The organism is Bacillus sp. AY2-1, from assembly GCF_008368965.1.
Taxonomy (GTDB): domain Bacteria; phylum Bacillota; class Bacilli; order Bacillales; family Bacillaceae_G; genus Bacillus_A; species Bacillus_A thuringiensis_S.
Genome location: NZ_QPEL01000090.1, coordinates 1 through 13,826, shown reverse-complemented (window position 1 = coordinate 13,826; position 13,826 = coordinate 1). Strand labels below are relative to the sequence as shown.

Below are 13,826 nucleotides of genomic sequence, written 5' to 3'. Positions count from 1 at the left end.
ATAGAAGTGTTTGATGAGAATATAAAGGAGAAAATATGAAAAAAAAGATTAATAGTTTGTATAGTAGTAGGTTTTACAATCTTTTTATATTTACAGAACAATTTAATAAGTATAACTGAGGTTAAAATAACCTCTAGTAAAATACCCTCCTCTTTTAAAGGGTATAAAATTCTACAAATTTCAGACTTACACAATAAACAATTTGGCGATAATCAAGATGTGTTAATTCAAAAAATTAAAAGCATAGATCCAGATATTATTGCGATTACTGGTGATTTAATTGACAGTAAATCATATGATGCAGAAGTTAGTATGCAATTAATACGAGAAATTGTAAAGAAGTATCCTGTATATTTTGTGACAGGAAACCATGAACAATGGTCTGGAAAGTATAACAATTTAGAAAAAGAGTTGAAGAAATATGATGTCAATGTTTTAAGGAATGAACATGTGGGCATTCGAAAGGGTGAGCAAGAAATAAACTTGCTAGGTATTGATGATCCAGAGTTTGTTACTGGAAACGGTGATGAAGGAAATATTATAATAGATGAAATTAAAAAAGCGAAAATTGAAATGCAGCCAGATAGATATAATGTATTATTATCCCATAGGCCTGAATTTATAAAGGAATATACGAATGAGAGATTGGATTTGGTTTTATCGGGACATGCTCATGGAGGGCAAGTTAGATTGCCATTTATCGGAGGATTAGTCGCGCCAAATCAAGGTGTTTTACCTAAATATACAGCAGGTTTATATGTAGAACAAAATACATCAATGGTAGTGAGTAGAGGATTAGGAAATAGTATCATTCCGCAAAGAATTTTGAACAGGCCAGAAATTGTAGTCGTGCAGCTAAATTAAGTTGTACGATTTTTTTATACAATAATCGGTAAAGGTGTTTTATGTATTTTGCAGGAGTTAACATTACAATTTTGTTAAAAATTTTCTACGTTACATAAAGTAACAAAATTTGACCCTGAGTGTTTGTTATAGTGTAAATAATCAAAAAACTTAAAATTTGTCGAGTGAAAATTGTGATAAGTAATTCATGTAAAAAACTTAAAGGGGTGTACACATGCATAAAGAATATGAAATTGAAGAATACACGGCGATTGAGGAACAAATACATTATTATTGTAAATGTTTATTAGTAAGTCATCCTGATCAAATAATAAAGTATTTAGAAAAAAGGTTAGAAAAATATGCAGAAACATTACAATATGCACATTTATATCCTGACACAGTTATTTTACCGTTACAGCAATTAGTTATTGAATATTCTTTAGATGTTGCTAGAATTCGGAAGTATATGAATTTAAAAACGTAAAGTGAAATTTATAGTTTAAATGAAACAGAGTCGACTTTAGGAAATGAAATGCTAATGTCGACTCTGTTTCATTGTTTCATATCGTTGATTGAACATACATACTAATCAATGAAGTTTGACATATAATTAAGCAAGGGTAAAATAAAAGTGAGTACTTACTCATTTTATTGAAAAAGGAGGATGAAACGTGCAACAACCTTCCATTATTTTACGGACTGTATCAAAAAGTTTTGGAAAAAAAGAAGTGTTACACAATCTTTCATTGCAAGTTGAAAAAGCAGAGATTTTTGGTTTTGTTGGACCTTCTGGATCGGGGAAAACAACGCTCATTAAAATGATTGCAGGTATTAATGAGGCAACGAAAGGTGAAGTGCTTGTTAATAATACTAATATGCCTAATTTAAATGAAATGAAAAGAATTGGTTATATGGCCCAGGCGGATGCATTATACGAAGAATTGTCAGCATATGAAAATGCAGATTTTATAGCAACGATGTATGGACTAAAGGGAAAACGTAAAAAGAAAAGAATTGCAGAGGTTTTTGAACTTGTACAATTATCACAGTATATGAAAAAGCAAGTACAACAATTTTCAGGTGGAATGAAAAAACGTTTATCATTAGCAATAGCACTCCTCCATGAACCAGAAATATTAATTTTAGATGAGCCTACAGTGGGGATAGATCCGCTTCTTAGAAAAACGATTTGGGAAAAATTTTATGACCTTAAAAAGAAAGGCACAACGATTATTGTAACGACGCACATTATGGATGAAGCTGAATTTTGTGAGCGTCTAGGATTAATTAGAGAAGGGAAGCTAGTTGCGGTTGGAACAACTGAAGAATTGAAAAAACGCGTGTCATCTGGACGGATTGAAGATGTCTTTTTGCTAGAAGAGGTGGTGCCATCATGAGAGTTACTGGTGTAATCATTCGTATTATTCGCCAATTTTTTCGAGATAAGCGTTCGTTAGCGATGATGTTTGGGGCACCGATGTTATTACTGTGGCTATTATCGCTAGTGTTTACACAGAAAGACTATATACCTCAAATTGCTGTTGTTGATATGCCCGCTCAAATAGTAAAAGTGATGAAAGATCAAGAAGCATCAATTTATGAATACAGTAAAGAAAAGGCGATTTCTGAGTTGGAAAAACAAACGGTAGATGCAGTACTTCGAATAGAGAATGGAAAAATGAAACTTCTGTTGGAAGGTAGTGATTCGTCAAAAAATCGTGCTGTACTTCAAGTATTGCAAAAAAGCATAGAGAACAATGAAGTATCAATTATGAAACCTGAAGTAAATTATTTACATGGCTCTAAAGACTTTACGATGTTTGATGGGCTTGGTCCTGTATTAATTGGTTTCTTTACATTTTTCTTTGTATTTATATTATCAGGTGTATCTTTCGTAAGAGAACGTTTAAGTGGTACGCTAGAAAGGTTATTATCCACCCCAGTAAGAAGATGGGAAATAGTCGCAGGTTATATTATTGGTTTTGGAATCTTTGCCTTTATACAATCCATTATTATCGTAAGTTTTTCCGTTTATATTTTAGATTTATACGTAGCTGGATCCATATGGCTAACGCTACTTATTACATGTATGCTCTCTTTAACTGCACTAACATTAGGTACGTTTTTATCGGCATACGCAAATAATGAATTTCAAATGATTCAATTTATACCGCTTGTTATTGTGCCACAAATCTTCTTTTCTGGATTGTTTCCAATGGAATCTATGAATAAGTGGCTACAAATGTTAGGAAAAGTATTTCCACTCACATACGGCGCTGACGCAATGAGACAAGTGATGATTCGGAATCAAGGGTTTACAGAGATTGCATTAGATCTTACTGTATTATTACTTTTTTCAATATTATTTGCAGTAGGAAATGTATTTGCTTTAAAGAAACATCGCAAAATATAATAATGACAAAAAGGAGCTTTATAAATGCAGAAGGATTGGCTGGAGGAATTAATAGCTGCAACTAATACGGATAAACGAAATGAACGTCAAATGCGAATATTAGAGGCGGCTGTTGATATGTTTGGAGAAAAAGGATACGCTTCAACTTCAACAAGTGAAATTGCAAAACGGGCTGGTGTAGCGGAAGGAACAATCTTCCGCTACTATAAGACGAAAAAAGATTTATTACTAGCGGTCGTAATGCCAACTTTAACTAAGTTTGCTGCACCATTTTTCGTACAAACCTTTGCAAAAGAAATATTTAAATCGGAGTATGAATCGTACGAAGGACTTTTAAGGGTTGTAATTCATAATAGATTTAAATTTGCTCAAAAACACTTTCCTATGATAAAAATATTAATTCAAGAAGTACCATTCCAACCAGAACTGAAAAATGAAATACAACAATTAGTAGAAACAGAACTGTTTTCACATTTCAAAAAGTTGATTGTGAAATTTCAAGAAGAAGGGGAAATTATTGAGATACCACCATCTTCCGTACTACGTCTTACTTTATCAGCTGTATTAGGTTTATTATTAACACGATTTTTATTATTGCCTGAAGAAAAATGGAATGATGAAGCAGAAATTGAAAATACGATTCAATTTATATTGTATGGATTAACTCCACGAATTTAATCGTCGAAGTGTGAATTACATACATTACTTTTTAAGTAAAAATAAATCGCCTTTAAAAAGGCGATTTATTTTCGTTATATATTTTTGATAAATAAGTACTTGTTTACTAAAAACATTCTAAATCAGCGTGTTTCTTTGTCTCTTCTTCTAAGACCTAATAATCCTGCTAGTCCTAATAAACCAAGCCAAGCCCAATTATTATTTCTATCACGATTATCATTTAAATCATTTGTTGTATTTACATTTCGAGTTCTTACATCATTATTAACTCTGTCTAAATTATTGTCATTTACTCGAGTTGAAATATCAGTGTTATTCACTCTATTCATATTATTTCCATCGTATTCAGCTTGCGCAGATGTACCTAAAAACATAATAGAGAGTGCTAAAACACTTAAAATAGATGATAATTTCTTTTTCATAACAATTCCCTCCTTTCTTAATCATTAATTTCTCCGGAGCATCTGTGTATTATTCATTTCACAATATCTAAACCAGTATAAAAGGGCGCACATTTATTGAAAATAGAGTTGAATGATTGTTAATATATCATTGGATATATATTTCTCATAAAAATAAATGAATCAAACTTTGCTTAAAATGTTAATCTTAGTACAATTTATAGTATACGGACTAGCACTAAGGAGGTAATGAGATGCGACAATTTGCAAAACCAACAATCGTTGTAAGTAAATGTTTAGAATTTGATGCCTGTCGATATAATGGAGAGATGATTCCAGATGTAACAATACGAAATTTGCAGCCATTTGTTACATTTATACCTGTTTGTCCAGAAGTCGAGATTGGATTGGGGACTCCTCGTGAAACGATACGAATTGTAGAAGAAAATGGTGAGAATAGACTTGTGCAACCGTCGACACGAGAAGATGTAACTGGAAAAATGGAGCAGTTTTCAAATGACTTTTTACAAACGATATCGGATGTGGATGGTTTTATTTTAAAGAATCGTTCACCAAGTTGTGGTACGCGTGATGTGAAAATTTATTCTGGTTTTGAAAAAGCGCCAGCAAAGGGAAAAGGAGCTGGCTTATTTGGCGGAGCAGTAGTAAAAAAATTTTCGCATCTTCCTATTGAAGAGGAAGGTAGATTGTCGAATTTTATTATTAGAGAGCATTTCTTTACAAGGCTATTTACAATCGCATATTACAAAATGATTAAACATAATAAAAATATGAAAGACCTTGTATCGTTTCAGTCGGATAATAAATATTTATTTATGGCATATAATCAGGTGAAACAAAAGGAATTAGGGCGTATAATTGCAAATCACAAAAATGAAAAGATTGAAGTGGTATTTGAAAACTATGAGAAGACTTTATATGAATTATTTATGCGCACACCCCGTTATACATCGAATGTAAATGTATGCGAGCACATTTTTGGATATTTTAAAACAAAGCTAAAAAAACAAGAAAAAGATCATTTTATAGAACTGTTACAAAAGTATGCAGAAAAGAAAATACCGCTTAGTAGTTTACTTACAATTTTAAAATCATGGGCCATTCGATTTGATGAAAAGTATTTATTAAGACAAACGTATTTCGAACCATACCCTGAAGCCTTAGTAGAAATTTCTGATTCGGGAAAAGGTAGAGATTATTAAACAATAAATTACATAATTCGACACAAAACTTCCTATGTTGTTGTAGAACAATGTAGGAATTTTTTTGTGCATTAGTACAGAATCTGTTTTAAAATTAAGTTATGACAGAATTATAGCAATTATCTAACTAATGTTCTTGTCTTTTAAGTTGTTATGTTTGTAGTAGAAACTCGCACGCTGTCGAAACTCAATATTCGATAAGGGGTGTGTAGCGGAATGGAATTTACTCTAACTCGCGAAAAACAAATGATTAAAGAAATGGTACGTGACTTTGCTGAAAAGGAAATCGCACCGAAAGCTGTATATTATGACAAAACTGCAGAGTTTCCATATGAAACATTTCAAAAAATGGGCGAACTAGGATTATTAGGCATCCCATTCCCAGAAGAGTATGGAGGTTCAGGTGGCGATACAGTATCGTATGCGTTAGCAGTTGAAGAAATTGGTCGCGCTTGTGGTGGCACTGGTTTAAGCTATGCTGCAACAATTTCATTAGGTGCTTCTCCAATTTATTATTTCGGTACAGAAGAACAAAAACAAAAGTATTTAGTTCCAATGGCGTCAGGTAAAACATTAGGTGCCTTCGGATTAACGGAGCCGAATGCTGGATCTGATGCAGGTGGCACTCAAACGAAAGCGGTATTAGATGACGATGAGTATGTAATCAGTGGTGAGAAGTGTTGGATTACAAACGCAGAGTATGCAAACACAATTATTGTAACCGCTGTCAACGGCATTGAAGAGAATGGTAGAAAACGCATTTCGGCATTTATCGTGCCTACTACGAGTGAAGGGTTAACGATTTCTAGTCCTTACGATAAGATGGGTGTTCGTGCTTCTAATACTTGTGAAATCGTACTTGATGGTGTTCGTGTACCGAAAGAAAATATTCTTGGTGATGTAAATAAAGGTTTTAAACAATTTTTATATACACTTGATGGAGGGCGTATTTCAATCGCAGCATTGGCAGTTGGTATTGCACAATCAGCCTTTGAACGTGCATTGCAATATGCGAAAGAACGTCAACAATTTGGAAAGTCAATCTCTAATTTCCAAGCGATTCAATTTAAATTAGCTGATATGGCGACTGAAGTAGAGTTAGCTCGTAATTTAGTACATAAAGCAGCTTGGTTAAAAGATAACGATAAACCTTTCGGTAAAGAAGCGGCTATGGCAAAACTATTCGCATCGGAAGCAGCAAGTCGTATTGCGAATCAAGCAGTACAGATTCATGGTGGATATGGCTATATGCGTGAATATGAAGTTGAACGACATATTCGTGATGCGAAGCTATTAGAAATTGGTGAAGGAACTTCTGAAATTCAACGTCTCGTAATTGCTAGACATTTAGGATGTAGATAAAAGGGAGGAATCACTATGTTTCAAAAAATATTAATTGCGAATCGCGGGGAAATCGCTGTTCGTATTATGAAAACTTGTCAAAAACTTGGCATTCGCACTGTTGCTATTTATTCTGAAGCAGATGAAAATGCCCTTCATGTGAAGATGGCAAATGAAGCTTACTTAGTAGGTGGACCACGTGTTCAAGAAAGTTATTTAAACCTTGAAAAAATTATTGAAATAGCTAAGAAGACAAATGCAGAAGCGATTCATCCGGGTTATGGTTTATTATCAGAGAATCCGTCTTTTCCGGTTCGCTGCAAAGAAGAAGGAATCGTATTTATCGGTCCTTCAGAAGAAATCATTACGAAGATGGGAAGTAAAATCGAATCACGTATCGCAATGCAAGCAGCAGATGTCCCAGTAGTCCCAGGTATTACTACAAATATTGAAACTGCTGAAGAAGCAATTGAAATTGCAAAACAAATTGGTTATCCATTAATGCTTAAGGCATCCGCAGGCGGCGGAGGCATTGGTATGCAGTTGATGGAAACTGAGCAAACGCTCACCAAAGCGTTTGAAAGTAATAAAACAAGAGCGCAAAACTTTTTTGGTAACGGAGAAATGTATTTAGAGCGATATATAGCAGACGCGCATCATATTGAAATTCAGCTTTTAGCAGATACACATGGTAACACAGTGTATTTATGGGAGCGTGAATGTTCGGTGCAGCGCCGAAATCAAAAAGTAATCGAAGAAGCACCTTCACCATTTTTAGATGAAGGTACACGAAAGGCAATGGGAGAAGTTGCTGTACAAGCTGCCAAAGCACTTGGCTATATAAATGCAGGTACAGTTGAGTTTCTTGTAGATGATCAGAAGAACTTCTATTTCTTAGAGATGAATACGAGATTACAAGTAGAGCATCCAGTGACAGAAGAAATTACGGGATTAGACCTTGTAGAACAGCAACTTCTTATCGCAAGTGGAGAGAAACTATCATTTACTCAGGATGATGTAAAACGTAGTGGTCATGCCATTGAAGCTCGTATTTATGCAGAAGATCCGAAAACATTCTTCCCATCACCTGGGAAAATTACAAATTTAACATTACCGTCAAATGTACGGATCGATCACTTCTTAGAAAATCATGTAACGATTACACCTTTCTATGATCCAATGATTGCGAAAGTCATTGCACATGGCGAGACTCGTGAAGAAGCAATTTCGAAATTACATGATGCTCTAGAAGAATTAAAAGTAGAAGGTATTAAAACGAACACGCCAATGCTACTGCAAGTTTTGGAAGACGAAGTGTTCAAAGAGGGTATTTATACAACGGGTTTTGTAACGAAACAACTCGTTAAAAAATAAGATTTAACAATATTAAGGGGGAAAAAATGATGACGAAAGTATACGCATCGATGGCAGGAAACGTTTGGAAGATTGTTGTAGGAGTAGGAGATACAGTAGAGGAAGAGCAGGATGTCGTCATTTTGGAATCTATGAAAATGGAAATTCCAATCATTTCAGAAGAAGCCGGCACAGTTATGAAAATTAATGTGCAAGAAGGCGATTTTGTAAATGAAGGAGATGTATTATTAGAAATTGAATAGGGAGATATAGGGGGAAGCGAATTGAAACTACCTAATTTTGCTGTCATTAAAGAAGTCGGGCCACGTGATGGCTTACAAAATGAAAAAAAGATTGTTGGCACAAAAGATAAAGTAAAATGGATTCAACTACTTACAGAAGCAGGATTGTCGTATGTTGAAGTTTCCTCATTCGTTCACCCAAAATGGGTCCCTGCATTAGCAGATGCAAATGATGTATTTTCTGAGCTGAAAAGGGATCCAAATGTTACATATGCTGCGCTTGTTCCGAATCAAAATGGTTTGGAACGAGCTTTTTTGCAAAATGTAGATGAGGTGAATGTTTTTTTATCAGCAAGTGAATCTCATAATAAAAGTAATATTAATAAATCGATTAAAGAAGCATTAGTTGTAATTGAAGATATAACAAAACAGGCATTATTCGAAGGGAAAAAGGTAAGAGGCTATGTTTCTACTGTATTTGGATGTCCTTATGAAGGGGATATAAGTGCTACAGCAGTTGACGAATTATGTAATCAACTATTTTCATACGGCATTTATGAAGTTTCTCTTGGGGATACAATCGGTGTAGCGAATCCATTACAAGTAGAACAAGTATTAGAACACCTATTAAAGAAGTATGATGCTTCGCAGTTTGCAATGCATTTTCATAATACGTATGGAATGGCTCTAGCGAATGTAGTTAAATCATTAGAATACGGTATTACAACGTTTGATAGTTCTTGTGGTGGACTCGGGGGCTGCCCTTATGCACCAGGAGCATCAGGTAATGTTGCTACTGATGACCTAGTACATATGCTCCATAAATTAGGAGTCCAAACGAATATAGACGAAGAAAAGTTATTGAGAGCTAGTCAATTTATTCAAAGTAAGTTAAATATCCAATTACCGAGTCATGTGTATAGAGCGCTTCAACATAAAACGATAAGTAGGTGAGTAGATGCTACAATTACAAAACATTTCCGTTGATTACGTAACACCTCACGTAGTAAAGATTTCGTTAAATCGTGCGAGACAAGCAAACTCATTATCTTTGGCATTATTAGATGAATTACAAACTATATTAACTCAAATAAGTGAAGATTCAAGCGCACGTGTAGTTATTTTGACTGGTGCTGGTGAAAAAGCATTTTGTGCTGGTGCAGATTTAAAAGAGCGTGCCGATATGAATGAGGAACAAGTTCGTCATGCTGTTAGTATGATTCGCACTACTATGGAGATGGTTGAACAATTACCACAGCCAGTTATTGCTGCTATAAATGGAATCGCACTTGGTGGTGGTACGGAATTAAGTTTAGCTTGTGATTTTAGAATTGCTGCTGAATCTGCAAGTCTTGGTCTTACTGAAACGACACTTGCAATTATACCAGGAGCAGGTGGTACACAGCGCTTACCAAGATTAATTGGAGTTGGTAGAGCGAAAGAATTAATTTATACAGGTAGACGTATTTCAGCGCAAGAAGCAAAAGAATATGGTTTAGTAGAATTTGTTGTACCAGCTAATTTACTTGAAGAGAAAGCGATTGAAATAGCAGAGAAAATTGCTAGTAATGGACCTATTGCTGTTCGATTAGCAAAAGAGGCAATTTCAAATGGTATTCAAGTTGATTTACATACCGGATTACAAATGGAAAAACAAGCGTATGAAGGTGTAATCCATACGAAAGATCGAATAGAAGGATTACAGGCATTCAAAGAAAAACGTAAACCGATGTATAAGGGGGAGTAAATATGTTAGACCAAAAACAACAATCTAATTCATTTGAAGAACGTGTTGAAACGATTAAACAAGGCGGGGCACCGAAATATCATGAACAAAATAAAGCAAAAGGAAAATTATTTGTTCGAGATCGTTTAGCGCTTCTATTTGATAATGGCGAATATGTAGAAGATGCATTATTTGCTAACTGTGAACAAACAGGCTTACCTGCGGACGGCGTTGTAACTGCAACGGGTAAAATACATGGTCGTACTGCGTGTGTAATGGCTAATGATTCTACTGTAAAAGCTGGATCATGGGGATCACGCACAGTTGAAAAGATTTTACGTATTCAAGAAACAGCTGAAAAATTACGTGTTCCGTTATTTTATTTAGTCGACTCTGCTGGAGCGCGTATTACAGATCAAGTAGAAATGTTCCCAGGGCGCCGCGGTGCAGGAAGAATCTTCTATAATCAAGTGAAATTATCAGGTAAAGTTCCTCAAGTATGTTTATTATTTGGACCTTCTGCTGCTGGTGGTGCATATATTCCAGCCTTTTGTGACGTTGTAATGATGGTAGAAGGAAATGCATCTATGTATTTAGGATCTCCTCGTATGGCTGAGATGGTTATCGGTGAGAAGGTAACTTTAGAAGAGATGGGCGGAGCTCGTATGCATTGCTCTGTATCAGGATGCGGAGATGTTTTATGTAAGACAGAAGAAGATGCGATTACACAAGCAAGACAATACATTTCATATTTTCCAAACAACTACTTAGAAAAGACTCCATTGGTTACACCTCAAGAACCGAAACAATTCGATAAAACGTTAGAACAAATCATTCCAGAAAATCAAAATGCTCCTTTCAATATGAAAGATCTCATTAATAGAGTTATTGATGAAGGTTCATTCTATGAAGTAAAAAAATTATTTGCTCAAGAGCTAATTACAGGCTTAGCACGTATTGATGGTAAGCCAGTTGGTATTATTGCAAATCAGCCGCGTATGAAGGGCGGTGTATTATTTCACGATTCAGCTGATAAAGCTGCTAAGTTTATTAATTTATGCGATGCATATCATATTCCATTATTATTCCTTGCGGATGTACCAGGATTTATGATTGGTACAAAAGTAGAGCGTGCTGGTATTATTCGCCACGGTGCAAAAATGATTTCTGCAATGAGTGAAGCAACTGTACCGAAGATTTCTATCGTTGTTCGTAAAGCATATGGCGCTGGTTTATATGCGATGGCAGGTCCAGCATTTGAACCAGATTGCTGCCTGGCATTACCGACAGCCTCTATTGCGGTAATGGGTCCAGAAGCTGCGGTTAATGCTGTATATGCAAATAAAATTGCAGCTTTACCAGAAGAAGAGCGCGCTAGCTTCATTGCTGAAAAACGTGAAGAGTATAAGAAAGATATTGATATATACCACTTAGCATCAGAGATGGTGATTGATGGTATTGTTCATCCAAACAATTTACGTGAAGAGTTAAAAGGACGTTTCGAAATGTATATGAGTAAATATCAAGTATTCACGGATCGTAAACATCCTGTATATCCAGTTTAAAAGCCCTATTTAGGGCTTTCTTGCTCAAAAAGTTAAGGAGGGGAAAACATTGAAACAAGCAGTTTGGTTTCCAACAGAAGAGTATAAGGAAAAAACACGTTTATATGGTTGGATGAAATCATTGGGATATGAAGACTATGAAACTTTTTATAATAAATCTATTGAGGAAACAGCTTGGTTTTGGGGAGAGGCAGAAAAAGCAGTAGGCTATCAATGGATGAAACCTTATACAGAAGTGTTAGATTTAGAAAATGGTACACCGTTTGCACAGTGGTATAATGGCGGAACATGTAACGTTGTAGAATCAGCTTTATCCCGCTGGCTTGCGGATGAAGAAACGAGAATACAGCCAGCACTTCAGTACGAAGGGGAAAATGGAACTTCAAAATCATTTACATATGAAGAGCTTGATAACTGGGTAAGCCGTGTTGCAAATGGTTTGAAACACGCGGGTATTGAGAAAGGTGACCGTGTAACAATTTATATGCCGATGATTCCAGAAACAGTTGTTGCGATGCTAGCTGTAATGAAAATCGGTGCAATTATTTCACCAATATTCTCAGGCTTTGCGTCTGATGCAGTCATGACACGTGTGCAAGCGGCAGGTTCAAAAATGATTATTACCGCAGATGGATTTTCACGCCGAGGAAAAATTGTTTCTTTAAAAGATGAAGTAGATAAAGCTTGTGAACATTGCCCAACTGTTGAAAAAGTGGTAATCGTTCGTCATGCAGGAAATGATTTTACACCACATAACTATGACTTTTCGTGGAGTACGCTAGAAAAAGAAAAACCATTCATACATGCCGAAGAAATGCAAAGTGATGATCCATTAATGCTCATTTATACATCAGGAACGACTGGTAAGCCGAAAGGAACAGTACACACGCATGCAGGATTTCCTTTGAAAGCAGCTTTTGATGCAGGATTTGGAATGAATATTAAACAAGATGATCGTGTATTATGGGTAACTGATATGGGCTGGATGATGGGGCCATTTCTATTATTCGGTTCACTCATTAATGGAGCAACGATGGTTATGTACGAAGGTGTTCCAGACTTCCCAGAAGCAGACCGGTTATGGGAGACAGTTGATAAATATGAAATTACTCATCTAGGTATTTCACCAACGTTAATACGAGCATTAATGGCAAAAGGTGATAAGTATGTCAATAAACATTCTTTAAAGAGTTTGGAAGTATTCGCATCAACAGGAGAACCTTGGAATCCTGATCCATGGATGTGGCTGTTTGAAACAGTTGGAAAAGGAAATGTACCAATCTGTAACTACTCAGGTGGAACTGAAATCTCTGGTGGGATTTTCGGTAATGTTCTTATTAAGCCAATAGCACCGATTAGTTTTAATGCATCTTTACCAGGAATGGCAGCTGTCGTACTGGATGATCAAGGTAAACCAATTCGAGATGAAGTCGGAGAATTATGCTTAGAGAAACCTTGGGTAGGTATGACGAAAAGCTTCTGGGAAGATGATGAACGTTACGTAAACACATATTGGTCGCGTTTTGAAAATAAATGGGTCCACGGTGACTGGGTCATTTACGATGGTGAACAATATATCATCACAGGGCGTTCAGACGATACGTTAAATATTGCAGGTAAACGTATTGGACCTGCTGAATATGAATCTATTCTTGTGAAACATAACGATGTAATCGAAGCTGCTGCAATTGGTGTACCTGATGAAGTAAAAGGTGAAGTTTGTCATTGTTTCGTAGTATTAAGAGACCATGTAACATTCACAGGAGAATTAAAGAAAGAATTAATGAGTTTAGTAAACTCTCATATTGGAAAAGCGTTGTGTCCTAAAGACATCCACGTTGTAGAAGATTTGCCGAAAACACGTAATTCTAAAGTGATGCGCCGTGTTATTAAAGCAGCTTATTTAGGAAAAGAATTAGGTGATTTGTCTTCACTTGTAAATCCTGAAGTAGTTCCGTTTATTCAGGGGTTACAGTCTAGTAAATTATAAACATAAGAAAGGATCTCTATATATATATAGATCCTTTCTTATGTTTAT

General features: G+C 35.5%; 14 protein-coding genes. 13 read left to right on the top strand and 1 reads right to left on the bottom strand.

Annotated features, from left to right (window positions below; genetic code table 11):
* The first annotated feature begins 51 nt into the window (after positions 1 to 51).
* The 5 genes from DN403_RS20920 (at position 52) to DN403_RS20900 (ending at position 3,937) form a co-directional block, all read left to right on the top strand.
* Positions 52 to 864 (top strand): metallophosphoesterase, encoded by an 813-nt coding sequence (locus DN403_RS20920; RefSeq protein ID WP_149185708.1) that lies wholly within the window; start codon positions 52 to 54, stop codon positions 862 to 864.
* Positions 865 to 1,078: 214 nt separating this feature from the next.
* Positions 1,079 to 1,330 (top strand): hypothetical protein, encoded by a 252-nt coding sequence (locus tag DN403_RS20915; RefSeq protein ID WP_000548621.1) that lies wholly within the window; start codon positions 1,079 to 1,081, stop codon positions 1,328 to 1,330.
* Positions 1,331 to 1,517: 187 nt separating this feature from the next.
* Positions 1,518 to 2,243 (top strand): ABC transporter ATP-binding protein, encoded by a 726-nt coding sequence (locus DN403_RS20910; RefSeq protein ID WP_098438088.1) that lies wholly within the window; start codon positions 1,518 to 1,520, stop codon positions 2,241 to 2,243.
* Positions 2,240 to 3,259: an ABC transporter permease gene (locus DN403_RS20905; protein WP_016077676.1), complete on the top strand. Its 1,020-nt coding sequence runs from the start codon at positions 2,240 to 2,242 to the stop codon at positions 3,257 to 3,259. Before DN403_RS20910 ends, DN403_RS20905 begins: the two co-directional genes overlap by 4 nt.
* A 24-nt stretch (positions 3,260 to 3,283) precedes the next feature.
* The gene (locus tag DN403_RS20900) at positions 3,284 to 3,937 is read left to right on the top strand and encodes a TetR/AcrR family transcriptional regulator (RefSeq protein WP_001168192.1); all 654 of its coding nucleotides are present in this window, start codon (positions 3,284 to 3,286) and stop codon (positions 3,935 to 3,937) included.
* A gap of 122 nt (positions 3,938 to 4,059) precedes the next feature.
* Here DN403_RS20900 and DN403_RS20895 read toward each other — a convergent pair whose 3' ends face one another.
* Positions 4,060 to 4,359: a WGxxGxxG family protein gene (locus DN403_RS20895; protein ID WP_000728151.1), complete on the bottom strand. Its 300-nt coding sequence runs from the start codon at positions 4,357 to 4,359 to the stop codon at positions 4,060 to 4,062.
* 233 nt (positions 4,360 to 4,592) lie between these two features.
* On the opposite strand from DN403_RS20895, the gene DN403_RS20890 reads away from it, so the two are divergent.
* The 8 genes from DN403_RS20890 (at position 4,593) to DN403_RS20855 (ending at position 13,778) form a co-directional block, all read left to right on the top strand.
* Positions 4,593 to 5,561, top strand: a complete 969-nt coding sequence (locus tag DN403_RS20890; protein WP_016077675.1) for a YbgA family protein — start codon at positions 4,593 to 4,595, stop codon at positions 5,559 to 5,561.
* 216 nt (positions 5,562 to 5,777) lie between these two features.
* The gene (locus DN403_RS20885; protein WP_136996468.1) at positions 5,778 to 6,923 is read left to right on the top strand and encodes an acyl-CoA dehydrogenase; all 1,146 of its coding nucleotides are present in this window, start codon (positions 5,778 to 5,780) and stop codon (positions 6,921 to 6,923) included.
* 15 nt (positions 6,924 to 6,938) lie between these two features.
* Positions 6,939 to 8,276: an acetyl-CoA carboxylase biotin carboxylase subunit gene (locus tag DN403_RS20880; RefSeq protein WP_149185707.1), complete on the top strand. Its 1,338-nt coding sequence runs from the start codon at positions 6,939 to 6,941 to the stop codon at positions 8,274 to 8,276.
* A gap of 26 nt (positions 8,277 to 8,302) precedes the next feature.
* Positions 8,303 to 8,518, top strand: a complete 216-nt coding sequence (locus DN403_RS20875) for an acetyl-CoA carboxylase biotin carboxyl carrier protein subunit (RefSeq protein WP_001987345.1) — start codon at positions 8,303 to 8,305, stop codon at positions 8,516 to 8,518.
* Positions 8,519 to 8,539: 21 nt separating this feature from the next.
* A complete protein-coding gene (gene mvaB, locus DN403_RS20870; RefSeq protein WP_000775428.1) occupies positions 8,540 to 9,451 on the top strand; it encodes a hydroxymethylglutaryl-CoA lyase in 912 nt (303 codons plus the stop codon).
* Between the two features lie 4 nt (positions 9,452 to 9,455).
* Complete coding sequence (locus DN403_RS20865; protein ID WP_000939799.1) at positions 9,456 to 10,244, top strand: enoyl-CoA hydratase; 789 nt, start codon at positions 9,456 to 9,458, stop codon at positions 10,242 to 10,244.
* A gap of 2 nt (positions 10,245 to 10,246) precedes the next feature.
* Positions 10,247 to 11,788 (top strand): acyl-CoA carboxylase subunit beta, encoded by a 1,542-nt coding sequence (locus tag DN403_RS20860; protein WP_000886744.1) that lies wholly within the window; start codon positions 10,247 to 10,249, stop codon positions 11,786 to 11,788.
* 49 nt (positions 11,789 to 11,837) lie between these two features.
* Positions 11,838 to 13,778 (top strand): AMP-binding protein, encoded by a 1,941-nt coding sequence (locus DN403_RS20855; protein ID WP_149185706.1) that lies wholly within the window; start codon positions 11,838 to 11,840, stop codon positions 13,776 to 13,778.
* Positions 13,779 to 13,826: the final 48 nt, after the last annotated feature.

Bases quoted from the DNA above. Each gene is read 5' to 3' on its own strand.
- DN403_RS20895 (WP_000728151.1), bottom strand. From the start codon at position 4,359: ATGAAAAAGAAATTATCATCTATTTTAAGTGTTTTAGCACTCTCTATT.
- DN403_RS20875 (WP_001987345.1), top strand. From the start codon at position 8,303: ATGATGACGAAAGTATACGCATCGATGGCAGGAAACGTTTGGAAGATT.
- DN403_RS20865 (WP_000939799.1), top strand. From the start codon at position 9,456: ATGCTACAATTACAAAACATTTCCGTTGATTACGTAACACCTCACGTA.
- DN403_RS20890 (WP_016077675.1), top strand. From the start codon at position 4,593: ATGCGACAATTTGCAAAACCAACAATCGTTGTAAGTAAATGTTTAGAA.
- DN403_RS20900 (WP_001168192.1), top strand. From the start codon at position 3,284: ATGCAGAAGGATTGGCTGGAGGAATTAATAGCTGCAACTAATACGGAT.
- DN403_RS20860 (WP_000886744.1), top strand. From the start codon at position 10,247: ATGTTAGACCAAAAACAACAATCTAATTCATTTGAAGAACGTGTTGAA.
- DN403_RS20885 (WP_136996468.1), top strand. From the start codon at position 5,778: ATGGAATTTACTCTAACTCGCGAAAAACAAATGATTAAAGAAATGGTA.
- DN403_RS20880 (WP_149185707.1), top strand. From the start codon at position 6,939: ATGTTTCAAAAAATATTAATTGCGAATCGCGGGGAAATCGCTGTTCGT.
- DN403_RS20905 (WP_016077676.1), top strand. From the start codon at position 2,240: ATGAGAGTTACTGGTGTAATCATTCGTATTATTCGCCAATTTTTTCGA.
- DN403_RS20915 (WP_000548621.1), top strand. From the start codon at position 1,079: ATGCATAAAGAATATGAAATTGAAGAATACACGGCGATTGAGGAACAA.